Annotated in this window: 22 protein-coding genes; 8 read left to right on the top strand and 14 right to left on the bottom strand. The window is 74.2% G+C overall.

Annotation, left to right across the window (positions count from 1 at the left end; genetic code table 11):
* Positions 1 to 316: 316 nt before the first annotated feature.
* On the bottom strand, positions 317 to 1,543 hold the full coding sequence (locus tag QL987_RS08920; RefSeq protein ID WP_290157288.1) for a LacI family DNA-binding transcriptional regulator: 1,227 nt from the start codon (positions 1,541 to 1,543) through the stop codon (positions 317 to 319).
* Positions 1,544 to 1,597: 54 nt separating this feature from the next.
* Between QL987_RS08920 and QL987_RS08915 the strand changes: the two genes are divergently transcribed.
* From QL987_RS08915 to QL987_RS08895, 5 genes are all read left to right on the top strand, one after another.
* A complete protein-coding gene (locus QL987_RS08915; RefSeq protein ID WP_290157287.1) occupies positions 1,598 to 2,971 on the top strand; it encodes an MFS transporter in 1,374 nt (457 codons plus the stop codon).
* Between the two features lie 90 nt (positions 2,972 to 3,061).
* Complete coding sequence (nucS, locus tag QL987_RS08910; RefSeq protein ID WP_111075370.1) at positions 3,062 to 3,757, top strand: endonuclease NucS; 696 nt, start codon at positions 3,062 to 3,064, stop codon at positions 3,755 to 3,757.
* A 124-nt stretch (positions 3,758 to 3,881) separates the two neighbouring features.
* A complete protein-coding gene (locus QL987_RS08905; RefSeq protein WP_290157286.1) occupies positions 3,882 to 4,556 on the top strand; it encodes an HAD hydrolase-like protein in 675 nt (224 codons plus the stop codon).
* Positions 4,553 to 5,824, top strand: coding sequence for an MFS transporter (locus QL987_RS08900; protein WP_290157285.1), 1,272 nt, complete (start codon positions 4,553 to 4,555; stop codon positions 5,822 to 5,824). Before QL987_RS08905 ends, QL987_RS08900 begins: the two co-directional genes overlap by 4 nt.
* A 137-nt stretch (positions 5,825 to 5,961) precedes the next feature.
* Complete coding sequence (locus QL987_RS08895; protein WP_290157284.1) at positions 5,962 to 8,007, top strand: glycosyltransferase family 39 protein; 2,046 nt, start codon at positions 5,962 to 5,964, stop codon at positions 8,005 to 8,007.
* A gap of 15 nt (positions 8,008 to 8,022) precedes the next feature.
* Here the strand turns inward: QL987_RS08895 and QL987_RS08890 are convergent, their stop codons facing one another.
* The 7 genes from QL987_RS08890 to QL987_RS08860 all read right to left on the bottom strand — a co-directional run bounded on the left by QL987_RS08890 (position 8,023) and on the right by QL987_RS08860 (position 14,532).
* Complete coding sequence (locus QL987_RS08890; protein WP_290157283.1) at positions 8,023 to 8,862, bottom strand: SDR family oxidoreductase; 840 nt, start codon at positions 8,860 to 8,862, stop codon at positions 8,023 to 8,025.
* 83 nt (positions 8,863 to 8,945) lie between these two features.
* Positions 8,946 to 9,605 carry a nucleoside/nucleotide kinase family protein gene (locus tag QL987_RS08885; RefSeq protein WP_290157282.1) on the bottom strand — a complete coding sequence of 220 codons (660 nt, stop codon included), beginning with the start codon at positions 9,603 to 9,605 and terminating at the stop codon, positions 8,946 to 8,948.
* On the bottom strand, positions 9,602 to 10,351 hold the full coding sequence (locus tag QL987_RS08880; protein ID WP_290157281.1) for an FAD:protein FMN transferase: 750 nt from the start codon (positions 10,349 to 10,351) through the stop codon (positions 9,602 to 9,604). The genes QL987_RS08885 and QL987_RS08880 overlap by 4 nt, the downstream gene beginning before the upstream one ends.
* Positions 10,348 to 10,812 (bottom strand): FMN-binding protein, encoded by a 465-nt coding sequence (locus QL987_RS08875; RefSeq protein WP_290157280.1) that lies wholly within the window; start codon positions 10,810 to 10,812, stop codon positions 10,348 to 10,350. The genes QL987_RS08880 and QL987_RS08875 overlap by 4 nt, the downstream gene beginning before the upstream one ends.
* The gene (locus tag QL987_RS08870) at positions 10,809 to 12,278 is read right to left on the bottom strand and encodes a ferredoxin reductase family protein (protein ID WP_290157279.1); all 1,470 of its coding nucleotides are present in this window, start codon (positions 12,276 to 12,278) and stop codon (positions 10,809 to 10,811) included. The genes QL987_RS08875 and QL987_RS08870 overlap by 4 nt, the downstream gene beginning before the upstream one ends.
* A gap of 128 nt (positions 12,279 to 12,406) precedes the next feature.
* A complete protein-coding gene (locus tag QL987_RS08865) occupies positions 12,407 to 13,855 on the bottom strand; it encodes a HAMP domain-containing sensor histidine kinase (protein ID WP_290157278.1) in 1,449 nt (482 codons plus the stop codon).
* On the bottom strand, positions 13,852 to 14,532 hold the full coding sequence (locus QL987_RS08860) for a response regulator transcription factor (protein WP_290157277.1): 681 nt from the start codon (positions 14,530 to 14,532) through the stop codon (positions 13,852 to 13,854). Before QL987_RS08860 ends, QL987_RS08865 begins: the two co-directional genes overlap by 4 nt.
* A 224-nt stretch (positions 14,533 to 14,756) precedes the next feature.
* Between QL987_RS08860 and QL987_RS08855 the strand changes: the two genes are divergently transcribed.
* Complete coding sequence (locus tag QL987_RS08855; RefSeq protein WP_253465936.1) at positions 14,757 to 15,221, top strand: DUF2231 domain-containing protein; 465 nt, start codon at positions 14,757 to 14,759, stop codon at positions 15,219 to 15,221.
* 40 nt (positions 15,222 to 15,261) lie between these two features.
* On the opposite strand, the gene QL987_RS08850 is transcribed toward QL987_RS08855, so the two are convergent.
* A complete protein-coding gene (locus QL987_RS08850) occupies positions 15,262 to 15,780 on the bottom strand; it encodes a hypothetical protein (RefSeq protein ID WP_111075359.1) in 519 nt (172 codons plus the stop codon).
* Positions 15,781 to 15,967: 187 nt separating this feature from the next.
* Between QL987_RS08850 and QL987_RS08845 the strand changes: the two genes are divergently transcribed.
* Positions 15,968 to 17,296 carry a PP2C family protein-serine/threonine phosphatase gene (locus QL987_RS08845; protein WP_290157276.1) on the top strand — a complete coding sequence of 443 codons (1,329 nt, stop codon included), beginning with the start codon at positions 15,968 to 15,970 and terminating at the stop codon, positions 17,294 to 17,296.
* Here QL987_RS08845 and QL987_RS08840 read toward each other — a convergent pair.
* Complete coding sequence (locus QL987_RS08840) at positions 17,280 to 17,693, bottom strand: MarR family transcriptional regulator (protein ID WP_290157275.1); 414 nt, start codon at positions 17,691 to 17,693, stop codon at positions 17,280 to 17,282. The genes QL987_RS08845 and QL987_RS08840 overlap by 17 nt on opposite strands.
* A gap of 54 nt (positions 17,694 to 17,747) precedes the next feature.
* Here QL987_RS08840 and QL987_RS08835 point away from each other — a divergent pair, with 54 nt between their 5' ends.
* Positions 17,748 to 18,524: an alpha/beta fold hydrolase gene (locus QL987_RS08835; protein WP_290157274.1), complete on the top strand. Its 777-nt coding sequence runs from the start codon at positions 17,748 to 17,750 to the stop codon at positions 18,522 to 18,524.
* A gap of 22 nt (positions 18,525 to 18,546) precedes the next feature.
* Here QL987_RS08835 and QL987_RS08830 read toward each other — a convergent pair whose 3' ends face one another.
* The 4 genes from QL987_RS08830 to QL987_RS08815 all read right to left on the bottom strand — a co-directional run bounded on the left by QL987_RS08830 (position 18,547) and on the right by QL987_RS08815 (position 23,829).
* Positions 18,547 to 18,987 carry an NUDIX domain-containing protein gene (locus tag QL987_RS08830; RefSeq protein WP_111075355.1) on the bottom strand — a complete coding sequence of 147 codons (441 nt, stop codon included), beginning with the start codon at positions 18,985 to 18,987 and terminating at the stop codon, positions 18,547 to 18,549.
* Positions 18,988 to 19,306: 319 nt separating this feature from the next.
* Complete coding sequence (locus QL987_RS08825; RefSeq protein ID WP_111075353.1) at positions 19,307 to 20,143, bottom strand: alpha/beta hydrolase; 837 nt, start codon at positions 20,141 to 20,143, stop codon at positions 19,307 to 19,309.
* Between the two features lie 70 nt (positions 20,144 to 20,213).
* Positions 20,214 to 20,930 (bottom strand): alpha/beta hydrolase, encoded by a 717-nt coding sequence (locus QL987_RS08820; RefSeq protein ID WP_290157273.1) that lies wholly within the window; start codon positions 20,928 to 20,930, stop codon positions 20,214 to 20,216.
* Positions 20,931 to 21,069: 139 nt separating this feature from the next.
* Complete coding sequence (locus QL987_RS08815; RefSeq protein WP_290157272.1) at positions 21,070 to 23,829, bottom strand: LuxR family transcriptional regulator; 2,760 nt, start codon at positions 23,827 to 23,829, stop codon at positions 21,070 to 21,072.
* Between the last annotated feature and the right edge of the window lie 24 nt (positions 23,830 to 23,853).

Genomic DNA, 23,853 nt, shown 5'->3' with positions numbered 1-23,853 from the left:
AGGTGGAGCCGCACAACCCGCGCCCGCCCGAACCGCGGCATCCCGCGGTTCGGGGCGGATTCGGTTGGGCGGAGGCGCGTGGACGGCTGGTGTCGCGCCTCGCGTCCGACGCCGCGGCCTGCGCGTGAGCGGCTGGTGCCGCGCCTCGCGGCCGGCAGCGCTCGCGGCCAGGGCCGCGGGTCGCGGTTCGAGGCGGACCCGCACAACCGTCGCCCGCCCGAACCGCGGGATGCCGCGGTTCGGGGCGGCTTCGGTTGGGCGCAGCCGAACGGAACCACGGGCGCGAAGGGCGCGCAGAGCGCGCCGCGCAGCGCGCCTACCCCCGCGGGGGCGCCGTCGTGTCGCCGATCTGCAGCTCGGAGCGGAACGACGCCGGCTCCGGCGCCTCGCCCTCGAGCATCGCGAGCGCGGCCCGGGCGGCCGCCTCCCCCTTCGGCACGAACGGCTGCACGAGCGTCGTCAGCTGCCGGATCGGCGAGCGGTGCAGCAGGCTGTCGTCGACGTGGATGCCGTCGAAGCCGACGACGCTGACGTCCTCGGGGACGCGGAGTCCGGCCTCGAGCGCGGCGGAGATCACCCCGACGGCGAGCAGGTCGCTCTGCGCGACGACGGCGGTGGGAGCGTCGAGTCCGGCGGCGAAGAGCGCGGCGCCGGCGATCCGACCCTCTTCGACGGAGCTACCGGTGGTGACGACGGCCGGTGCCCAGGGGTAGACCTCGCGGACGCCACGGAGGCGCTCCATCGTGGTGAAGGCAGTGGAGGACCGTTCGCGCTCCGCGTCGACGGGTCCGCGTTCGCGCGAGCTGTCGAGCGGCAGAGCGACGACGGTGACGGCTTCGTGGCCGAGCTCGCGGAGGTACGCGGCCGCCCGGCGGGAGGCGTCGCGGTTGTCGAGGTGGATCGGGACAGCGCCCTCGATGACGTCGGCCTCGATCGCGACGACGGGGATCGCGCGACGGCGGAGGACGGCGACCGCGGGGTCGATCCGCACGTTGCAACCGATCAGGATGACGGCATCCATGGGCGCGTCGACGAGCGGGGCCATGCCGCGTTCGTCGTCGAGAGGGCTGCGCACCAGGAGGAGCGAGACCCCGGCGGCCCCGGCGACCTCGGCGATGCCGTCGAGCGTCAGCACGTTCACCGGGTCGCGGAAGGCGTCGCTCAGCCGGTCGTCGAGGACGACGCCGATCACGCCGGACCGTCCGCGGCGCAGCGATCGAGCCCGGGGGTCCGGACCGTCGTAGCCGAGTTCCGCGGCGACGGCGAGGATGCGCTGGCGGGTGTCCTCGGACACCGGGCCGCTGCCGCTGAACGCCAGGGACGCGGTGGACGGGGCGACTCCGGCAGCGCGGGCGACGGCGGCGAGCGTCGGCCGGGAGGCACGCCCCACCCGGGTACCGCCCGTCGCGTCCGACCGCGGCGGGCGGGGAACACCGGCCGGGACGGCCGGGCCGGTCGGGCTGGACGCGCCGTCCGGGCTGCTCGCACCGGGCACCGGGGCGCGGTCGTCCGACTCGCCGGGTTCGCTTGCCGTGTCGTCCATCGCTGGTTAGCGTAACGGGCAGACCAGCTCGAATCGATTCGATCGGACAGACCCATGGCGACGGCCGTCACCCGCACCGCACCGACGACGCGCGCCTGGCGCAACGCGGTGTTCGTCGTGTTCACGCTCTCCGGGCTCGACATCGCCACCTGGCTCGGCCGGATCCCGAGCGTCCGCGACTCGCTCGGCGCCTCGCCCTCGACGATGGGGCTGCTGGTCCTCGGCATGTCCGTCGGGTCGATCGGCGGGCTCACCTTCGCCGGCCACATCGTCGCCCGCCTGGGTGCCCGGCGCGGGGTCCTCGTCGCGTCGGCAGCGCTGGCGCTCGGCCTGGTCGCCGCGGGCGTCGCCGTCACCCTGGGCTGGGGCTTCGCCGCGATCTGGATCTGCCTGATCGCGTTCGGCTTCGGCAACGGCCTGTGCGACGTGTCGATGAACGTGGCCGGTGCGACCGCCGAACGACTCGGTGGCCGGACGATCATGCCGCTGTTCCACGCCGCGTTCAGCGTCGGCACCCTCGCCGGCGCGGGCCTCGGTGCCCTCGCCGAACGCCTGGAGGTCCCGGTCGCCCTGCACTTCATCGTCGTCGGGGTCCTCACCAGCCTGGCGATGATCGTCGCCATCCGCTGGTTCGGCGACGACCGACACGTCGAGCCCGAGGCCACCGACACCAGCCCCGTCGCCCTGCCGGTCTCGCGCTGGGCGGTCTGGCGACAGCCGTCGACGCTCCTCATCGGCGTCATCGTGCTCGGCATGGCGCTGGCCGAGGGCTCCGCGAACGACTGGCTGCCCCTCGCCATGATCGACGGGCACGGCCTGGAGAACGACGGCGGCTCCGCGGTGCTGACGGTGTTCCTCGCCGCGATGACCGCCGGGCGCATCGCCGGCAGCCCGCTCATCGACCGGTTCGGCCGTGTGCCGGTGCTCCGCGTCAGCGCAGCCGTCGCCGTGGTCGGCCTCGGCATGCTCATCTTCGTGCCGAGCGTCCCGCTCGCGATCGTCGGCGTCGTGCTCTGGGGGCTCGGCGCGTCCCTCGGCTTCCCGATGGGCATGTCCGCGGCCGCCGACGACCCCCGCACCGCCGCCGCCCGGGTCAGCGCGGTCGCGACGATCGGCTACGTGGCGTTCCTCGCCGGGCCGCCGATCATCGGGTTCGCCGGGGACCACGTCGGGCTGTTGCACGGGCTGCTCATCGTGTTCGTGTTCATCATCGCGGCGGGCCTGGCGTCCGGCGCAGCGCGCGAGCGGACCGGGGTGGGCGCGGGTGCCACGCCGACCGCCCAGGCCGGCGACGCGCACGGCGGGGGTGTGGCGCGCCTCCCGTCCGACGTGGACCGGGCGGTCGACGCGACCGGCACCGAGGAGACCGGCACCGACGCGACCGACGCAGCCGGCACGTCCCAGAAGGCAGACGCCGACCGCCGCTGACCCTGCCAGCACCGGCTGCCCGCGACCGCACCCACGCCCCCCGGCCCGCCGACCCGCCGGGCCACCGCCGATCCCGGTTAGGCTTCCCGGGTGCGTCTCGTCATCGCCCGCTGCTCCGTCGACTACGCCGGTCGCCTGTCGGCACACCTGCCCCTCGCGAACCGCCTGCTCATGCTGAAGGCGGACGGCTCGCTGCTCGTCCACTCCGACGGCGGCAGCTACAAGCCGCTGAACTGGATGAGCCCGCCGTGCTCCATCGCGATCGCCGAGCCCGACGAGGACCAGGCCGCCGCCGGCATCACCCAGGTGTGGACGGTGACGCAGAAGAAGACGCAGGACCGCCTGATCGTCAGCATCCACGAGGTCTTCGCCGACGAGTCCCACGACCTGGGCGTCGACCCGGGCCTGGTGAAGGACGGGGTCGAGGCGCACCTGCAGCAGCTCCTGGCCGAGCAGATCGAACTCCTGGGCGACGGGCACACGCTGGTCCGCCGCGAGTACATGACCGCCATCGGACCGGTCGACATCCTGGCGCGCGACGACGCCGGTGCGAGCGTCGCGGTCGAGATGAAGCGCAACGCCAACATCGACGCGGTCGAGCAGCTCACCCGCTACCTCGAGCTGATGAACCGCGACCCGCACCTGCGTCCGGTGCAGGGCGTGCTGGCGGCGCAGTCGTTCGCCCCGCAGGCACGCACCCTGGCCGAGGACCGCGGGATCCGCTGCCTGGTGCTGGACTACGACGAGATGCGCGGCATCGAGGGCGGGCACGCCCGCCTGTTCTGACGGGAGGCCCGTCCCGGCCCCGCCCCGCACGCCCGGCCCGGCATCCGGCTGCGGCCCGACCCTGCGTCGCGGCCCGGCCGTCCGTCGCGGCCTGACGGTCCGCCGCGGTTAGGCTGGACAGGTCATGACAAACAGCCCGGAGCGCCCCTTCACCGCCGTCCTGTTCGACCTCGACGGCACCATCAGCGACTCGGCGCCGGGCATCCTCGAGAGCCTGACGTACACGTTCCAGCAGGTCGGCGTCCCGGTGCCGGACCACGAGACCCTGCTGTCGTTCGTCGGGCCGCCGATCCTCGACACGTTCCGGATCGCGATGGGCATGGACGACGAGCTCACCGAACGCACGCTGTCCGTGTACCGCGAGCACTACCTGTCGCACGGGGCCCTGGACAGCCTGATGTACCCGGGCATCGACGTCGTCCTGCACACCCTGCACGAGGCCGGCGTGCCGATCTCGACCGCGACGAGCAAGCCCGAGACGCCGGCGACGTACATCCTCGAGCACTACGGCCTGACCGGGGACATCGACGTCATCACCGGAGCGAGCGACGACGAGGTCCGCTCCGCCAAGGCCGACGTCGTCGAGGAGGCCCTGCGTCGCCTGCGTGCCCGCGGGTTCGACGTGTCCCGCCCGGTGCTCGTCGGCGACCGCCTGCACGACGTCGAGGGTGCCGCGGCACACGGCGTCCCGACGGTCTTCGCGGAGTGGGGCTACGGCTCCCCTGCCGAGGCCGCGGACACCATCGCGCAGGCGGCGACCCCGCTCGACCTGCTGCCGATCCTGCTGCCGACCGCATGACCACCGGCACGGTCCGGTCCGGCCTGCGCGGAGCCGCCTGGCTGCTGCCGGCCGCGATCGTCCTGGTCGCCCTGAACTTCCGCGGGCCGATCGTGGCCCCCGCGCCGGTGATCGGCGACGTCCGCGCCGACCTCGGCATGACCGCGACGGTCGCCGGGCTCCTCACCACGATCCCGGTGCTCTGCTTCGCCCTCGCGACGCCGTTCGCCAGCTGGGTCATCGCCCGCTTCACCGCGGAGCGTGCGGTGTCCCTGTCGCTCGTCATCGTGCTGGTCGGGACCGTCGTCCGATCGATCCCGCACGAGGCCGCGCTGCTCATCGGCACCGCGGTGATCGGTATCGGCATCACGATCGGCAACGTGGTGATCCCGGTCGTGATCCGCCGCGACACCTCACCGGAGCGGGTCGGCCTGGTCACCGGCGTGTACACGTCGGCGCTCAACGTCGGGTCGATGATCACCTCGCTCGGCACCGCACCGATCGCGGCCGCCTGGGGGTGGCCCGTCGCGATCGCGGTCTGGGGTGTCCTGGCCCTCGTCGCGGCCGCCGCCTGGACCTACACGGTGGGCGCGGGCGCTGCCTGGCGCGGCACCGACCACGACCCGGAGCCGCTGCCCGTCACCGGGCCGATCGACCAGGTGCTCGACACCGGGTCGGTGCGGACGGTCACGTCGCGCGGGGCCACGGCCGAGGTCGAGAGCCTGCCCCACCCCGCCAAGCGCTGGGTGACGTGGGGGCTCATGCTCGCGTTCGGCGGGCAGGCGTTCTCGTACTACGCCCTGACCGCGTGGATCCCGACGCTGCTGCACGACGAGATCGGCTTCGACACGGCGTCCTCGGGCGCGAGCTCGTCGGTGTTCCAGATCCTCGCGGTCGTCGGGGCGCTCGGGGTCCCGGTGCTCGCCAGCCGGTTCCGGCCGCGGGCCATCATCGTCCTGGTCGCGTTGTTCTGGCTGGCGATGCCCCTCGGGCTCCTGGTCGCCCCGCAGCTCTGGCTGCTGTGGTCGGTGCTCGGTGGCGCGGCCCAGGGTGGTGGCATCACGATCATCTTCATCGTCATCGTCCGGCTGGTGTCGAACGACGACGACGCCCGCCGGATGTCCGCGTTCGTGCAGGGTGGCGGGTACCTGCTCGGTTCCGCCGGGCCCCTCGTCGCGGGCGCGCTGCACGGGGCGACCGGTGGCTGGACGGCTCCGCTGCTGACCGTGCTGGTCGCGGTGCTGCTGCTCGGCGTCGTCGGGTCGGTTGCGGCGCGGAAGGTCCGCTGACCAGGCCGACCGGGCTGGGAAGACCGGTCCGTCGCTCGGTGTCCGCTGGGTGTCGTCTCAGTGTCCGCCGATGATCAGCAGCGAACTGGGGGCACCCCCGCGGCTGGTCCATCGACTGGACCGACAGCCTCCCGGACGTGGACGACACGACGAGACCCGCCCGGTGGCGCGACCAACGCCCGAGCGCACGCTGGACCCTCGTCGGCATCCTGGTCGGCGCCCTCGTGCTGTTCTGCTGGAACCTCGGCCGCGGCGGTGACTTCACCTTCTACCAGGCGGCCGCGCGGTCGATGTCCGAGTCCTGGGCAGCGCTGGCCTCCGGTGCCTTCGACCCCGGTGCGACCGTCACACTCGACAAGCTCAGCGGCTTCGCGGTCCCGCAGGCCCTGAGCCTGCGGCTGCTCGGGGACTCGACCGCCGCGCTCGCACTCCCCCAGGTGGTCGAGGGGCTCGTCACCATCTGGGCGTGCTCGGTCGTCGGACTGCGCTGGGCGGGTCCGGGCACCGGCCTGGTCGCCGCGGCCGCGGCCGCGACGACGCCCGTGTTCGTGTCGATGTTCGCGCACCCGATGGAGGACGCGATGGTCACGGCGGCCCTGGCGGTCGCGCTCTGCTGCTGGCAGCGCTCGGTGCTGACCGGGAGGTGGTGGCCCCTCGTCGCCGCGGGCCTGGCCGTCGGCGTCGGCTTCCAGGCGAAGATGCTGCAGGCGTGGTTCGTCCTCCCCGCCCTGCTGCTCGGCACCTGGCTCGGCTCCGCCTCCGGCCGACGGGTCGTGCGGACGTCGGTCCTGGCGGTCGTCGCGGTCGTGTCGTCCCTGTCGTGGACGGTCGCGTTGGCGCTCGTGCCCGCGGGCCAGCGGCCGTGGATCGACGGCACGACGGACGACGACCCGTTCGCGATGGTGTTCGGCTACAACGGGCTGGGTCGGTTCCTGCCCGGGCTGGTCCCGGGTGCGGTGCCCGCCGAGGGCGGCGGCTCCCCGTGGATCCACCCCATCCCCGGCGCGGGCCACGGGACCGGTCTGACGAAGCTCGTCGACCCGCAGTACGCGACGCAGATCGGGTGGCTGCTGCCCGCGGCGGTCCTCGGCGCGGTGCTCGCGCTCGCCTCACTCCGGCCCCGCACCGGCGGGGACGGTCGGGCCGCCCGGGCGACGGCGGTCACCGTGCTCGTCTGGACCGTCACGGCCGCCGCGGTCCTGTCGGTCATGCACCTCCCGCACACCGCGTACGTCGCGGCGCTCGGCGTGCAGCTGTGCCTGCTGGCCGCCTCGGGGTGGCGCGGGGCGGTGGGACTGCTGCGTGCCTCCCGGCCGGTGCCCCGGTACACGCTCGCCGCACTGCTGCTGGTCGAGACGGTGTGGTGGCGGTGGCTGGACCGGACCGGCGGGACGCCCGAGGTCCTGGCACTGCCCGCGGTCCTCGCCGGGCTGGCAGCCGCCGCCGTCGCGCTGGTGCTCGGGGTGGTCCCCCCGGACCGGTGGCCCGCACGCCGTGCCGCCACGGAGGACCGGCCCGTCCGTCGGCGCGCGCGGCGCCTGGTCGCCGTCGCGACCGCCGCCGCACTGCTCGCCGGACCGGCCGCGTTCTCACTGCAGGCCCTGGACGCCCAGCGCGACGGGACCGGGGAGGACGCGTCCGTCGGGACCGTCGACAGCCTGGCGGCACGCGGCACCCACGAGGACCGCGAGGTCTTCCACGTGTCGGCCCCGGCGGTCACCGGAGGGACGACACCGGTGCCGTCGGACACCCGCGTGCTCGTCCGGACCGCGCTGGCGCTCGGCGGCGGGCGGGACGGTCGGCCGCTGTTCCTGTCCGACTCGTGGCGCGTCTCCGCCGAGGTGATCGCCACCACCGGCCGGGCCGTGCTCACCGACGGCGGCTACTCCGGACGCGTCCCCGTCTTCACGGTCGGGCAGGTCGGTGCCGAGGTCCGCTCGGGAGTCCGGCTGCTCGTGGAGCGCACCGGAGCCTCCGCGGACGACCCGGTCCGCCAGTACGTGGCGCACGGCCCCTGCCGGCTGGTCCGGCAGGACGGGCCCGGTGTGCGGCCCGGGTCGTCCGACCCGTCGCACCTCCGGTCCGGCGGACACACGGGTCCGGCCGACCGGGAGGCACGCCACCCGTCCGGTGCTGCGGCTCACCACCGGCAGACGGGCTGGACCCTCTGGCAGTGCGGCTGACGGGACCGGCGCGGGTCAGTCCCCCCGGGCCTCCAGGACCTGACGGAGTGTCATCGGCGGACGGCCGGTGACCCGCTCGACGTCACCGGACACCTTGCGGAGCGACCCGTCCGCGATCGCCGTGTAGGTGCTGACCCAGGCGTCGGCCTGCCACGGCTCGGGCTGCCAGCGCTGCCGGGAGGCATAGGCCTCCTCCAGGGACTCGCGGTGGTACGACACCGGGCGCCCGCGGACCTCGCTGACGACCGACGCCGCCTGCTCGAGGGTGATCGCGGCCGGACCCGTCAGGTCGTACGCGCGGTCGAGGTGCCGCGACGGCTCGCGGAGGACCGCCGTCGCCGCCCGTGCCACGTCGGCACGGGCGACCGCGGCCATCGCGCCGTCGCCCGCCGGACCGCGGATCACGCCGTCCTCGCCGACCAGGTCCTCGACGAAGTCCAGGTAGAACGAGTCCCGCAGGAACGTGTGCGCCATCGAGGTGTCCCGGATCGCCTGCTCGGTCCAGAAGTGGTCGCGACCGAGCGTGAAGGTGGCGTCGGCTGCCGCGCCCTGGAACGACGTGTAGACGACGTGCCGGACCCCGGCGTCGGCCGCGGCCCGGATGACGGTGCGGTGCTGGTCGAGCCGGTCACGGGCCTCCGCCCCGGACACCAGGAACAGGACCTCGATGCCCGCGAACGCGGCGCGGGCCGCCTCGGCGTCGGCGTAGGTGGCGACCGCGACGTCGGCGCCGGGCAGCTCCGGGGCACGGGCGGCGTCGCGGACGACCATGCGGAACGGCGTGCCGTCCGCGGCGAGCGCGCGGGCGACGGCGCCGCCGATGTTGCCGGTGGCCCCGGTGATGGCGATGGTCACGTCGTGCTCCTGTCGGTCGGGCGGTGCGGGGGTCGTGCGGTGCAGGGGTCGTGCGGTGGTGTGGGTCCGTCTCGTGCCCGGCGTCAGGTCCGGACCAGGACGGAGGCCCGGTGCAGGTCCGCCGTGACGCGTGCGGCGTTGACGCCGTCCACCTGCACGGCCCAGGCCCGGGCGGACTCGTGGTCGCGGCCGTGGCGCATGTGCCGCCCGACGAGGCGGTCGATGCGCACGTCGTCGTCGACCACGCAGGCCCAGGTCTCGGTGAACAGTCCGGGCAACTCGCGCCACGGGGCGGACTGGTCGAGCAGGTAGTTGCCCTCGGAGACGACGAGCACGGTCTCGGACGGGACGGCGATGCTGCCGGCGACGGGTTCGTCGACGCGGCGGTCGAAGTCGGGTGCCCAGACCGTCTCGGTGTCGTCCATGCCTCCGCCGGTCCTGGTGAGGCGTCGGACCAGCGCCACGTACCCGGCCGCGTCGAAGGTGTCGATCGCGCCCTTGCGGTCGTGCCGGCCCAGGGCGTCGAGTGCGGCGTTCGCCAGGTGGAAGCCGTCCATCGGGACCTGGACGGCGACGCCCGGGCCGAGCTGCTCGGTGACCGCGGTGACGACCCGGCGGGCGAGGGTCGACTTGCCCGCGCCGGGAGCACCCGCGATGCCGAGCACGCTCCGGCCACCCGCCGCGGCGAGCGCCACCGCGCGTGCGACGGCCTGGTCGGCGGACAGGGGCTCCGGCGTGCTCACGCCCCCATCCTGCTGCATGACCGGGCGGCGAGTCCGGGTGTCGCCCAGGCGCGGCCGTCGACGCCGAACGCCAGGACGTCGACCGTGCCGTCGGCGGTGGTGCGGGCGAGGTCGGCCTCGTCCCCGGCCAGGACCGCGGTGGCGAGGACGTCGGCCGTGACGATGTCGTCGGCCACGACCGTGACCTGCGCGAAGGTCGGGACCGAGCGGCGCCAGACGTGTTCCCCCCGTTCGGCGGTGCCGGAGGTCGCGACCGCACGTCGGGGCGCGTCGAGCTGCACGACGTCGGCCAAAGCGTCGCGTCGGTCCGGGTCGACGACGCCGACCCGCCAGGGTGCACCGTCGGAGGTGCCGCGGACCAGGACGTCACCGCCGGCGCTGAGCATCCAGTCCGGGGAGACGGCGTCGAGCAGCACGCCGGCGTCGCGGACGGCGAGGGCCTTGACGACGCCGGACAGGTCGATGGTCCCGTCCGGGCGGTGCGGGGTGAAGGCACCCGCGGTCCGGTCCCGCCAGGTCAGGGCCAGCGCGTAGACGTCACGGACCTCCTCGGGGGTGTCGGCGAGGCGGAGGGTCCCGGCGGCGACCCGGCTGAGCACCGAAGCGGGGTCGTACCGGCTGTACCGGTGGTCGTACCCGGCGAAGACCGCCCGGACGCGCGCGGCCGTCTCGGCGTCCGCGCCGCGCAGGCTCACGACGGTGCCCATCGTCGGGAAGGTCCGGACCGGGACGGCGGAGACCGTCACAGTCCGGCCTGGTCGATCGCGGACTGCAGGGACGTCGTGTAGCCCTCGCTGGTGAAGGTCGCACCGCTGACGGCCTGGATCTGGGCGGACTGCGCCTGCAGGGCCTCCTGGCGGAGGACCGGGGCAGCTTGGGCGCTGATCGCCACCGATCGGCCGTCCGCGTCGGTGAGCTGTGGTGCGGTGACGTCGGTGATCGTGCCGTCACTGACGACGATGCGCACCTGGACGGGTCCGTAGCGGGTCTGGGCGACGGCACCGAGGAAGGTGCCGGACGTCGTGGACCCGGACGCTGCCGACCCGGAGGTCCCGCTCGCGCCGGACCCACTCGTACCCGACCCGCTCGTGTCCGAGGTCGACGTCGGCGGGCTCGCCGTCGTCACCGTCTGCCCGCCGACCTGCCAGCCGATCACCAGCACGGCGACCGAGGACAGCACGCCGCCGAGGACCGCCCGGGCCCTCATGCGCCGAACCGCTCGTGGTGGATCCGGTGCGCGGGCACCCCGGCCCGTCGGGCGTCCTGCACGACCAGGTCGGCCCAGGACTGCGGGCCGCAGACGTACAGGTCCGACTCGAGCAGGTGCGGGAACACCGAGCCGAGGGTGACCCCGCGGCGCTGGTCCTCCTCCGTCATCCAGCTGGGTCGGGACCGGGCGCGCGGCCCGACCATCGCGCAGACCGCGCTGCCGGAGGCGTCGGCGAGCGCCGCGGTCTCCCGCCACAGGTACTGCTGCCGGTCGTCGGTGCCACGCAACAGCACCGTGGCCTCGCCGGGCCGCAGGTCGGTGTCCTCGAGCAGGGCACGGACCGGCGTGATGCCGATGCCGGACGCGACGAGCGCGAGGTACGGCGCGGTCCGGGCGTGCGTCGTGAAGAGTCCGTACGGGCCCTCGAGCGAGACCGCGGCACCCGGTCGGATCCGACCGAGTCGCGCCGAGCCCGCACCGAGGTCGCGGACGGTGATGCGCGCGCGGTCGACGGTGGGGACCGCCGAGAACGACACCGGGTGGGCGTGCCACCACGTCGCACCGGTCCAGAACCGCCACACGCCGTACTGCCCGCCGCGGGCGCCGAGCCGGTCCAGGTCCCGTCCGGCGAGGTGGATCGAGACCACCCCGGGGGCGATGGGTTCGACGGCGACGACGCGGATCCGGTGCCGCAGGCTCACGACGACCGGGACGACGAAGCGGTAGACCGCGATGAGCCCGAGGGACAGGACGTACAGCGCGATCCAGTACGCCCGCTGCCAGGAGCCGTGGGCCAGGACGCTGCCGGCACTGAGCATGTGGGGCAGGGCGACCAGGACGGCGGCGTAGCTGAGCAGGTGGATGCCGTGCCACACCTCGTACGGCAGGCGTCGACGGACGGCGACGAGCGAGCTGACGACCACGAGCACGAACAGCCCGAGGCCCAGGTACGCCAGCGGCATGTCCGGGCTCGAGAACAGCGCGATCGTCTCGGCGACCGGACCGGACCCGTCCGCCGCCGCGTACCCGAGGGTGAGCAGCGCCCCGTGTCCGAGCAGCAGGGAGAGGACCGGCTTGCCGAGGGAGCGGTGCACCGCGATCGCTCGGTCCTGGCCGACGACGCGGTCGAGCAGCGGGACGCGGGCAGCCAGGACGAGCATCACGAGGACCAGGTCGGTCGCGACGAGGCCGGCGACGATCCCGGCGTCGGTCAGGACGCCGCTGACACCGGTGACGGTGTGGGAGCCCGGTGACACGAGCCACAGGGCGACGGCCACCGCGGCGGAGGCCCAGGTCGCCACCACGAGCAGGTCCGCCATCGCCAGGCGGCGGCGTCCGGAGCGGCGGCGGCGACGTGCGGCGACGTCCCACGGCTCGACGACGGCCGGCGGGTGCGGTGTCGATGGGTGCGATGACCGTGGGACCGGGGCGGTCCTCGGTGCGGGGCGAGCGGTGTCGATCATCGGCTCGTTCCTCTCCAGCGTGTGATCAGGTGCCGTTCAGCATCAGCACCGCCCCTCTCGATCTGCCCGGAACGAGCACTGGGGATCGCTCGAGATCTCGAGTGATCGGGGGTGGACGCACCACGTGGTCAGGCCGGCGGGACCACGACGGCGGCGGACGCGCCTCCCGTCCGGCGGTTCGTCAGCGTGGCCGTTCCGCCGGCCTGCCCGGCCAGCCCGCGCACCAGCGCGAGGCCGAGGCCGGCGCCACCCGCCCCGCCGGTTCCGGCTCGGCGGGCGGTGTCCGCACGGGCGAAGCGCTCGAAGGCGACCGGCAGGAACGTCTCGGGGACACCGGGACCGTCGTCCTCGACCACCAGGCGCAGCGCCCGGTCCGGCGTCTGCACCAGCTCGATCGTGACGGCGGTCGCCGCGGTGCCGTGCGCGAGGGCGTTCGTCACCAGGTTGTCGACGATGCGCCCGAAGGCGGCGGGGTCGATGCCGTACCCGACGGTCGGGTCGAGGAGGTCGACCGTGAAGTCGACGTCGACCGGCGCGGCACCCACGCCGTCCCGCGCACCGCCACCGGCACCGGCACCGGCACCGGCACCGGCACCGGCACCGGCGGTCATCCGCGCCCGGTCGACGCCCTGCATGACCTCGGTCACGAGCGCCTCGGCCGTCGTGGTCACGGCGGGCGCACGGCCGGTGTCGGTCGCTTCGTCGAGCCGACTGAGCTCCAGGAGGGTCTGCGCGAGTGACGTCAACCGCGCCACGTCCGCCTCGGCTGCCGTCAGCGCACCCTCGAGCGCCACGGCGTCGCCGGCGGACCGGTGGGCGAGCTCGAGGCGCGCGGTCAGGGCGGCGAGCGGGGTGCGGAGTTCGTGACTGGCGTCCGACACGATGCGCCGCTCGCGCTCGGTGTTCTCGCGTTGCCGGTCGATGAAGGTGTTCAGCGTCCGGGCGAGGTCCGCCAGCTCGTCGTCCGACGGCCCGACCGGCAGGTGCCCCGCGGTCCGCCCGACGCTGAGGTCCTCCGCTGCCCGACGCATCCGTGACACCGGGCGGAGCGCGATCGTCGACAGCAGCCACGCGGCGAGGCCGAACGCGGTCAGCGCCAGGAGCGTGCCGCCGACGAGCGACCGGTCGATGCGCTCGAGCGTCTCGTGCCCGGCGCGGCCGTCCCGCGCCGCCCAGACCACGGAGGTCCGATCGGCGCTCCGGACCGGGACGCCGACGACGGTGACCGGGCCGCGCGGGGTGCGGAGGCGCAGGGTGACCTCGTCGCCCGGCACCGTCGTCGGCAGGGCACGACTGACCGCGCGGGGCAGGGCGTCCACGACCCAGTCGCCGTCCGCCGAGCGGATCCCGACGAGGACCCCCGCGGCCGGCCGGTCCGGCGCTTCCCCGGGGTTCCCGCGCAGGTCGGAGACGAAGGGTGCGGCGTCGGCGGCGGCGAGCGACCGGTCCGTCTCCAGCGTGGCGTGTGCGATCTGCAGGTGCAGCGCGACCGCGGCGCCGGCGAGGACGACCGCGCCGACCAGCAGGCTGCCCAGCGTGATCCGTGCCCGGACCGACAGCCGGCGCAGCAGTCTCACCCGGCGGTCCCGAGCTCGAGCGCGTACCCGACACCGCGGACGGTCCTGATGCGCACCCCGGCACCGGCCGCGAGCAGCTTCTTGCGGACGTAGCTGACGTACTGGTCGACGATCGTGGGGTCGAAGTGGTCGGCGCTCCCCCAGACCTCGTCGAGCACCTCACGGCGGCTGCGGGCCTCGGGCGAGCCCTGGATGAGGTACCGGAGGAGCGAGAACTCCTTGACGCTCAACGGCAGGTCCCGGCCACGGACGCTGGCCCGGACGGTGACGACGTCGAGCCGGACGTCGGCGGCCTCGAGGACCGTGGCCCCGGCGGCACGGCGACGCAGGTGGGCACGGATGCGGGCGTTGAGCTCGGCGATCGCGAAGGGCTTGGTGAGGTAGTCGTCCGCGCCGGCGTCGAGTCCGAAGACCCGGTCGTCGACGGCGTCCCGGGCGGTGACGAGGATCACCGGCAGGTCCTGTCCCATCTCGCGGAGCCGCCGGCAGATCTCGAACCCCGACATCTCGGGCAGCATCACGTCGATGGCCGCGGCGTCGAACGGTTCGGCGCGTGCGGCGGTCAGCGCGGCGATGCCGTCGGTCACCACCGTGACGACGTGCCCTTCGTCGCCGAGGCCCTGTGCCACGAGGGCACCCATCTCCGGGTCGTCCTCGACCACCAGGATGTTCGCCACGTGGATCCCTTCCGCCCGGTCGGCCGCGCACGGTCGCCCGGACCGTCGCCTGCAGCACCATCATGCGGCAGGGGCAGCCCTGACCGCACCCGCGCGAGCGCGGACGGGCGTTCGTGTGTGGTCTCGAACGAACCGACCCTCCGGCGCGCAGTCCACCAGCGGCGGGCTCCGGTTGCCTGGAACGGCGCGGCCACCCCTGGTCGCCCCGGCACGGAAGGTCCGACATGGACTGGCAACTCGGCGGACTCCCGCTCCACCCCCTCCTGGTCCACCTGACCTCGGTCGCGGTCCCCGTGGCCGCGCTGGTCGCGATCGCCGTCGCGGTCTGGCCGGCCGCTCGACGGTGGCTGGCGGTCGGCGCACCGCTGATCGGTCTGGTGGCGTTGGTCTCCGTGCCGCTCGCGACGTCGTCGGGTGAGTGGTTGGAGTCACGCGAGAAGGAGACCGCACTGCTCGAGCGGCACACCGAACTCGCCGACGGCCTGCTGCCGTGGTCGATCGCGGTCTTCGCGCTGCTCGTGCTGTGGTGGGGGTGGCACCGCTTCGGCACCGAGCGCATCACGAACCGCGGTGCGGTCCGAGCGGTCGCGGTCGTCGGCCCGGTCCTGCTCGTCGTCGTCGGCGTGGTCTCGCTGATCGAGGTCGTGGTGATCGGGCACGCGGGCGCCGTCTCGGTGTGGAAGGGCTGACGCCGCGCTGACACCGCTCAGCCGCCGTGGCTGACGCCGGTCAGCCGCCGTACTGCGCCGACACGACGATGTTGGAGCCGGACTCGGTGCAGGCGGTCCTGATCGTCCGGACCCGGAGGTCCCAGTCCGCCGTCGTGTCGTCGATCGTCGGCCCCGGGTGCTCCTCGAGGTACCGCTGGGCCCAGTCCACGGCCGGCGACACCTTCACGTCCGAGGTGACGAGGTGCTCGAACCCGAACCGGACCGACGCCGCCAGCGCGTCGAACTGCGCCTGGGTGAGCGCTCCGCGGGACAGGCCGTCGCGCGCGTTGTGCGCGACCGTCTCGAGCGCGCTGACCTGGCCGCACGTCGCAGCAGCGCTGTCGTCCTGGTCCATGTCCATGGGCTCCGGGGTCGCCTGCTCCGGGTCCACGGCCGCCGCCGCGGCTGAGGGTGTGCGCGACGTGCTCGGCGCCGCGCCTGCTCCGTCGTCGGCGGAGCACCCGGCGAGGGCGGTCGTCGCGAGCAGTGCGACGGTGACGGCGACGACGGACGTCCGGACGGTTCGGTGATTCCCCATGCGGACGATCCTGGCGGACCGGCCGGGGCCGTCGACCGCTCGATGCGGGATCGAGACCGGTACGAGACCGACTCGTGACCCGTCGGCGACGAGCCGGGAGGCCCGTGGCACGTCGCCCGGACCAGCCGTCTGCCCCACGAACGGGCGCGTTCCCACGGGCCCCTGCTGCCGGTAGCGTCAGCTCCTGATGACGAAGACGCCAACCGGTCGGACCGTCGTCCCGGACACCGCGGTCGACCGAGCGGACGCCGCCTCCGGGCGGACCGGGGCGAGAGCGAACCCGGTGGTCAACCAGGCGGTCATCGTCGTGGTGTCCGTGATCGCCGCGGTGTGCAGCGTGCTGCTGCCCTGGCTGACGGTGACCAACGCGACGAGCATGTGGACCGGGACGGCCCTGGCGGTCGTCGGGCTGGCGTTCGCCGGACTGCTCGCGGCCCGACCGACGCTGATGCGCTTCGAGCTCCTGGTGCCGGCGCTCGACTTCGTCGCGATCGGCCTGCTGCGGTACGGCACGGGTGACGCGCGGTCCCCGTTCCTCGCCGCGGTCCTGCTGCCGGTGATCTGGATCGCCGCCCGACCCGGCCGGCAGAACGTCCTCTTCCCTCTGGTCGGGACCGCCGCGACCTTCCTGGTGCCGGTGCTCCTCGGACACGCCGACCTGGGCGCGAGCGAGGTCGTGCGGCTCGTCGTCGTGCTCGTGGTGTTCACAGCCGTCGCCGGGGTCACCAACGAGCTCGCCCGGCAGGGCTCCGTCCGCCTGCAGACGGTACAGGAGCTCCGACGGCAGGCCGAGGCGGAGATCTCCCAGGCGGCGCTGGTCCAGCGGTCCCTGCTGCCCGTGTCGACGGCGGACCTGCCCGCGGCGTTCACCGTCCGGGCCGTGTGCCTGCCGACGCGCTCGGTCGGCGGCGACTTCTACGACTGGTTCCCGACCACCGCGGGCGCGGCCTTCACCCTCGGCGACGTGATGGGCAAGGGCGTCGGTGCCGGGATGATCGCCGCGGTGGTGCGGTCGGTCCTCCGCTCATCAGTACGGGAGGGGGCGCCGGACGAAGCGGTGAGCCGCACGGCGACCGGCCTGGACGTCGGTCTGGACGCACCGGCGACCGAGCAGTTCACCACGTGCTTCCACATGCACCTCGACGTCCGCGGCGTCGCCCGGTGGGTCGACGCCGGGCACGGCCTGGCGCTGGTGCTCCGAGCGGGCGGTGGCCACGAGTGGCTGCGGGGCACGGACACCCCGATCGGCGTCGGGACGAGCTGGACCACGCACGAGACGGCGCTCGACGCTGGCGACGTGGTCCTCGTCGTCAGTGACGGCGTCCTCGACCTCTTCGGCGACGGGCTCGACGCGCTGGACCGGTTCGAGGCGTTCACCCTGACCGAGCCGGACCCGGAACGCCTGGTGTCCCGCCTGGAGGAGCTCGGCCGTGCGGGCCACCACGCCGACGACGTCACGGTGCTCGCGGTCCGCTACGACCCGCAGCCGGCCGAGGTCGTCACTCCGCCGCGGTGAGGGTGGTCAGCGCGGCCATCAGCGCCGCGCGGCCCGGTTCGTCGAGCGGGGCGAACAGCTCGTCGAGCACCCGGGCGGCCACCCGGTGTCCGTCATCGAGTGCTTCGCGCCCGGTCGGGGTGAGGGTGTGCACGAGCCGACGCCCGCGTCCTGCCGACCGTTCGATGAGCCCGCGCTCGACGAGTCGGGACGCCAGCGTGCCGAACGCCTGGTCGCTCTGGAAGGTGGCGACGGCCAGGTCGTGACCGGACGCCCCCGGCATCCGGTCGACCGCACGGAGGGCGTCCCACTGCACCAGGCTCACCCCGACGTCCTGCAGGGCGAGGTCCATCGTGCGGTGGTTCCGGTACTGCGCGCGCTTGACCGCCTGGCCCAGCCGTTCGAGGTCCGTCGTCATGGTGCTACGGTATCAACACATTTAGATCAACATGTTGATTCAGGAGTCCCGACCATGCCGAACACCCTCCCCGACGACCTGCCCGTCCTCCGCGCCGACGACCCCGCCGCACCGACCGCCCTCGTGCTGCACGGTGGTGGTGGACCCCGGACGGTCGCCCCGATCGTCGGGCACCTCGCCGCCACCCGACACGTCCACGCCCCGACCCACCCGGGCTGGGACGGCACCGCGCGACCGGAGTCGATCGCGTCGATCGCCGACCTGGCGTCGGCCTACCTGACCCGGCTCCTCGACCACGGCGAGCGCGACGTGCTGGTGGTCGGGTCCTCGATCGGCGGCTGGACCGCCCTCGAGATGGCCGTCCAGGCCGCGGCGGACGACCGGTACGCCGGGGTCCTCGGCAGCGTGGTCGTCATCGACACCGTCGGCGTCGTCGTCGACGGGGAGCCGATCGCGGACTTCTTCGCGCTCGACGCCCGCGGCCTCGCCGAGGTCGCCTGGCACGACCCGGAGCGTGGCTACCAGGACCCGGCGCTCGTGACCGAGGAGCAGCGCGCGGTCCTGCGGGCGAACGGGCAGACGATGGCCGTGCTCGCCGGCCGGGCGATGAGCGACCCGACCCTGCTCGGGCGCCTGTCGGCGGTGTCCGTGCCGACCCTCGTCGTCTGGGGCGCCAGCGACCGCGTCGTCACCCCCACCTACGGCCGAGCGGTCGCCACGGCCGTCCCCGGTGCCGTGTTCGCCGAGGTCCCCGCCGCCGGACACCTGCCGCACCTCGAGGCGCCCGAGGCGACCTGGGCCGTGCTCGACCCGTTCGTCGCCGGGCACTGACCGACCGAACGGGAGGCGCGGCTCACTCCGTCGTGACGCCCGCCCACCGCAGGGCCTGCGCCACGAGCAACCCGTGGCGGTGCGCCCCGAGTTCGGCGATCGGCACCCAGGCCGCCTGGTCCGTCGTTCCCTCGGCCTCGTGGCGCAGCGAGCCCCCGACGACCCTGGCCCGGTGCACCACCTGCACGGCCTTCATCGGTCGGCCGTTCCGGGTCTTCCGACGCTCGGGCGGGACGACGTGGGAGCGCACCCCGAGCAGCTCCTCGACGACCACGTCGTACCCGGTCTCCTCGAGCACCTCGCGGACGGCGCCCTCCTCGACGGTCTCGTCGAGCTCCACCCCGCCGCCCGGCAACGTCCAGAGCCCGGCGTCCGGCCAACTCAACCGGGCGAGCAGCACCCGGTCCCCGTCGGTGACGACGGCGTAGGACGCCAGCCGGGTGTCGTAGTCGGTGTACTCCATGTCCCGACCATCCCAGGGACCGGGCCGATGCCGGAGCGCCGCGCCGGGCCTCCCGTCCTGGCGACCCGTCCGGCCGGGCCTCCGGGACGCGAGCCACGGGCCGGGCGGCGAGCGAGCGGCTGGTCAGCGAACTGGAGTGATGCCGGCGGTCATACGACGAACAGGGCGGTGACCAGCGACAGCAGCAGCAGGCACGAGGTCAGGACGGTCGCGACGACGGTCGGGAGGCGCGGTGCCGGTGCGCTGGTCGGCCCACCGGCACCGCGCCTCCCGTCCGGTCCGCTGCGGACGCAGAGTCGGCGACGTCGGTGCAGCGACGTCAGCTGCGGATGAACGCGAGGATGTCCGGGTTGATGACGTCCGCGTGCGTGGTCAGCATCCCGTGCGGGTACCCCTCGTAGATCGTGAGGGTCGCGTCACTGAGGAGCTCGGCCTGCTTCAGGGCGGCGGCCCGGTACGGGACGACCTGGTCGTCGTCGCCCTGCAGGACCAGCACCGGCACGGTGATCGCCCGCAGGTCCTCGGTCTGGTCGGTCTCCGAGAACGCCTTGATGCCCTCCAGGTGGGCGACCGCACTGCCCGTCATGCCCTGGCGCCACCAGTTGGCGACCACCGGTTCGGACGTCGTCACGCCGGGCCGGTTGAAGCCGTAGAACGGGCCCGAGGCGACGGCCTGGAAGAACTCGGCGCGGTTCGCCGTCAGCGCGGCACGGAACCCGTCGAAGACCGAGAGGTCGGTGCCCTCCGGGTTGGACTCCGTCTTGAGCATCAGCGGCGGCACGGCGGACACCAGGACGGCCTTCGCGACCCGACCCTGCGGCTGGCCGTACCGGGCGACGTACCGGGCGACCTGGCCGCCACCGGTGGAGTGACCGATGTGGACCGCGTCGTGCAGGTCGAGGTGCTCGACGACGGCGGACACGTCGCTGGCGTAGTGGTCCATGTCGTGGCCGGTGCCGATCTGCGACGACCGCCCGTGGCCACGCCGGTCACTCGCGACGACGCGGTAGCCCTCGGCCAGGAAGTACAGCATCTGCGCGTCCCAGTCGTCCGAGGACAGCGGCCAGCCGTGGTGGAACACGATCGGCTGCGCGTCGGGGTTCCCCCAGTCCTTGAAGTAGATCTCTGCCCCGTCGTCGGTGGTGATGTAGCCCATGTGTGGTGCCCTCCTGTGGTGGTCGTGCGGTGTGGTGGTCGTGCGGTGTGCTGGGTGGGTCGGTGTGGGGTCAGGCCAGCTCGGCGACGGCGTCGGTGATGACGGCGGCCACCTCGGCGGGGTGGGTCTGCATCACCAGGTGCGGGGCGTCGAGCTCGACCACCCGGCGGACCCCGGCGCGCTGGTACCCGAACCGCTCGACGTCGGGGTTGATGGTGTGGTCGGCGCTGGAGACGATCCCCCAGGACGGGCGGCTCTTCCACGCGGCGACGGACGCGGGCTCACCGAACGCGACCGCGGACAGCGGGCGTTGCGAGACCGCCAGGACCTCCGCCGTCTCCCGGTCGAGGCCGCCCGCGAAGACGACGGGGAAGGCCTCGATGGCCACCGAGACGTCCGTGCCGGGCTCGGCGCCGTTGACCGGGTACGGCGCGTACACGAGGGCGGCGGCGAGGTCGCTGTCCGGGAAGCCGCCCTGCAGCTCGCCGAGGCTCTCGCCCTCCTCGAGTGCGTAGGCGGCGACGAACACCAGCCCGACGACGTTCTCGGCGGCACCGGCGACCGTGACCACCGCGCCTCCGTAGGAGTGTCCGGCCAGCAGGACCGGCCCGTCGACCTGCTCGACGACGGACCGGATGTACGCCGCGTCGGCGGACAGGCTGCGGTTGGAGACCGGCGGGACGAGGACCCGGTGGCCCTGCTCGAGCAGGAGCTTCGTGATGGGTGCCCAGCTGGCGGCGTCGGCGAAGGCGCCGTGGACGAGGACGATGGTGGGGGCTCCGGACATGGTGCGTTCGCTCCTTCCCGGTCCGCAGCCCGTGGCGCGGCCCGGCGTCGGTGGTGACCGTGGGGTTCCGCTCAGAAGGTACGAGCGGGCACGACCGCAGCACATCGGTCACGATGACCGAGATCCGCCGCCGGATGACCTAGGGGCGAGTTGCCCGGTCCACGGCGTCGCCGTCGGCCTCGGCCTCGGCCTCGGTCGGCAGCACACCGGGCAACTGCTGGCGGGTCGAGATCCCGAGCTTCTGGAACGCCGCGTACAGGTGCGCGCCGACCGTCCGGGGTGAGACGAACAGGTGCTCACCGATGGCACGGTTGCTCATCCCGCGCGACGCGAGGGTGCAGACGCGGAGCTCCTGCGGGGTCAGCAGTTCGACGTCGCGTGCGCCGGCGGCCGGCAACCGCTCGCCGGCGGCACGGAGGGCGTCGCGCGTCCGTTCCTCCCACGTCGGTGCCGGCATCGCCGCGAACAGGTCGAGGGCCGCGTGCAGCACCGCCCGGGCGAGCGTCGTCCGGCGTGCTCGGCGCAGTCGGCGGCCCAGTCGGAGGAGCGCACGCGCCTGCACGTACGGCATCGCCCAGCGCTCGTGCTGCAGTGTCACCCACGCCGACTCGAGCTCGTCGTCGGGGACCAGCGCGAGCCGGGTGTAGTCGACCGCGGTCCGGACGATCGGTGCGTGCCAGCGCGCGTGGAGCTGCTCGAGGTCCGCCAGCCGCTGCTCGACGTCGCCGCGTCGGCCCGACTCCAGCGCGGCGTCGACGAAGTCGTGCGAGGTCGCGACGCCGAACCACGGGTGGTACCCGTCGTGAGCCGGGTCGGACAGGCCACGGAGGCGCTCGAGGGCCTCCGCCGCACGGCCCGCGAGCAGGTCGACCAGCCCCGCAGCCCCACGCAGGGTCGCGCGCATCGCCCCGGACCGGAGGACCTGCGCACCCGCCTGGGTCCCGCCAGCGATCTGCTCGGCGTCGGGCATCACCCCTTCGAGGGCGTCGAACCAGGCGAGCGCACAACGAGCCGCCGCCGAGAACCCGGCGTCACCGAGGTCACGGCCGAGCGACTCGGCCTGCTCCGCGAGGGACCGGGCCTTCGCGACGTCCCCGGCCAGGTACGTGGTCATCGAGGTGCCCATCAGTGCCTGCGGGAACGTCCGCAACTCACCACGAGCCCGCATGCTCGCGAGGGCCCGGTCGAGCAGGACCCGGGCGGTCTCGACCTCGCCGACGAGGTTGAGCGCGTAGCCGAGGAGCCACGCCGACTCCTCGTCCTCGGCCGTCGGAGCCGCTGCGAGCGCGCGTTCCATGACGTGGTCGCCGCGGACCACCGGTTCCGTCCGCGCGGCCAGGAGGATCGCCCGCGGGTCGTCGTCGGGCAGCGCGAGTGCCTCGACCACGACGAGCATCGGGTCCCCCGGGTCGGGCTCGGCGGTGTGGTCCCAGGCGATCGCGGCGAGGTGCAGCAGGGCGGTGGTGGCGTCCTCGACCCCGCCGGCCGCCTGCATCTCGGAGACCGCGTGGAGTGCCGGTCCGAGGTCGCCGACGGCGAGCCCCGTCCGGCCGGTGGGCAGGATCTCGGCGAGCCAGGCCGCACGCGCCGCGAGCAACCGGTCCGGCGCCTCGTCGCGGGCTCGCTGCACCAGGAGCGCCGCGTCGGCGATCCGGCCGGACAGCCCGGCGAGTTCCGCCGCGGTGATGCGTCGCTCGACGCGTCGGACGACGTCCGACGTCAGTTCGGCGGCTCGCTCGTAGGCGCGGCTCGCGACGAGCGGATCGGACATCGCCGTCCGTCCCGCGCCGAGTGCGGCGATCTCCTCGGCCAGGGCGTCGTCGTGTCCGGTCGTGAGCTCGGCACGCCACCAGACCGTCCGGGTCGGATCGTCCCCGTGCTCGGTGACGAGCGACCGCAGGACCGCGGTGCGCTCGGTCGGCGACGCAACGGCGAGGACCGCCGACTGGACGAGGGGGTGCCGGAACCGGATCGCGCGCGGGGCCTCCCAGACCAGGAGCGACGACGCCGACGCCTGCTCCGTCCAGGTCGGCGGTGGGAACCTCCCGAACGCCCGGGCAGCCACCCGTGCCGCCTCCTCCGCGCCCGTGCTGCCGGACAGTGCCACGGCGAGGACCGCCAAGCGGACCGACTGCTCGAGTCCGGCGAAGCGACCGGCGAACTCCTGCTCCACCCGGCCCACCACCGGACGGTCGCGGGCGTGCTCCTCCGACGCCGACCGGCCCAGTTCGCGCAGCGCCAGCGGGTTGCCCTCGGCGCGGAGCACGAGGTCCCGCCGAGCCTGCCCCCGCGGCGCTCCGGGGACGCCGTCGAGCAGCAGGTCGGCGGCCGGCGCGTCCAGCGGCGCGAGGTGCAGCCGTCGGACGCCCGGGTCCTCGGCCGCGTCCGAGTCCCGCGTCGTCATGACGATGACCATCGGGTCCTCGCCGACCCGGCGGGCGATCATCCGGAGTGCCCACCGCGACGGCACGTCCATCCAGTGCAGGTCCTCGACGACGACCAGGAGCGGACGTGCCGCGGCGGCGTCGGAGAGCAGGGTCAGCGCCGCCAGTCCGGCGAGGAGCGGCGATGGCTGCACCCCGGACGTGACCCCGAAGGCGACGTCGAGCGCCCGTCGCTGCGGCTGCGGCAGGTCCGGGATGCCCGCCCGCAGGGGGTACAGGAGCAGGTGGAGCGCGGCGTAGGGCTCGCTGGACTCGGCCAGGGTGCCGGTCGTCGTCAGGACCCGGAGACCTCGACCGTCCGCGTACTCGACCAGGTCGGCGACGAGGGACGACTTGCCGATCCCGGCTTCCCCGTCGACCACGAACGCGGCACCGCCGTCGGTGACGTGACCGACGGCATGTCGGAGGGCGGCGGTCTCCCATTCACGCCCGATGACGGGCTGCGCCGTCGTCATGGGGTCAGTATGGCAGCGGCACGG

This window comes from Curtobacterium sp. APC 4022 (assembly GCF_030407555.1).
GTDB lineage: Bacteria > Actinomycetota > Actinomycetes > Actinomycetales > Microbacteriaceae > Curtobacterium.
Note: the sequence above shows the minus strand (reverse complement) of the source record. Positions and strands in the feature narration are given on the sequence as shown.

Coding starts and splice junctions, on each gene's coding strand:
- QL987_RS08920 (WP_290157288.1), bottom strand. CDS start 1,543: ATGGACGACACGGCAAGCGAACCCGGCGAGTCGGACGACCGCGCCCCG.
- QL987_RS08915 (WP_290157287.1), top strand. CDS start 1,598: ATGGCGACGGCCGTCACCCGCACCGCACCGACGACGCGCGCCTGGCGC.
- QL987_RS08905 (WP_290157286.1), top strand. CDS start 3,882: ATGACAAACAGCCCGGAGCGCCCCTTCACCGCCGTCCTGTTCGACCTC.
- QL987_RS08900 (WP_290157285.1), top strand. CDS start 4,553: ATGACCACCGGCACGGTCCGGTCCGGCCTGCGCGGAGCCGCCTGGCTG.
- QL987_RS08875 (WP_290157280.1), bottom strand. CDS start 10,812: ATGAGGGCCCGGGCGGTCCTCGGCGGCGTGCTGTCCTCGGTCGCCGTG.
- QL987_RS08870 (WP_290157279.1), bottom strand. CDS start 12,278: ATGATCGACACCGCTCGCCCCGCACCGAGGACCGCCCCGGTCCCACGG.
- QL987_RS08855 (WP_253465936.1), top strand. CDS start 14,757: ATGGACTGGCAACTCGGCGGACTCCCGCTCCACCCCCTCCTGGTCCAC.
- QL987_RS08850 (WP_111075359.1), bottom strand. CDS start 15,780: ATGGGGAATCACCGAACCGTCCGGACGTCCGTCGTCGCCGTCACCGTC.
- QL987_RS08845 (WP_290157276.1), top strand. CDS start 15,968: ATGACGAAGACGCCAACCGGTCGGACCGTCGTCCCGGACACCGCGGTC.
- QL987_RS08840 (WP_290157275.1), bottom strand. CDS start 17,693: ATGACGACGGACCTCGAACGGCTGGGCCAGGCGGTCAAGCGCGCGCAG.
- QL987_RS08835 (WP_290157274.1), top strand. CDS start 17,748: ATGCCGAACACCCTCCCCGACGACCTGCCCGTCCTCCGCGCCGACGAC.
- QL987_RS08830 (WP_111075355.1), bottom strand. CDS start 18,987: ATGGAGTACACCGACTACGACACCCGGCTGGCGTCCTACGCCGTCGTC.
- QL987_RS08825 (WP_111075353.1), bottom strand. CDS start 20,143: ATGGGCTACATCACCACCGACGACGGGGCAGAGATCTACTTCAAGGAC.
- QL987_RS08820 (WP_290157273.1), bottom strand. CDS start 20,930: ATGTCCGGAGCCCCCACCATCGTCCTCGTCCACGGCGCCTTCGCCGAC.
- QL987_RS08815 (WP_290157272.1), bottom strand. CDS start 23,829: ATGACGACGGCGCAGCCCGTCATCGGGCGTGAATGGGAGACCGCCGCC.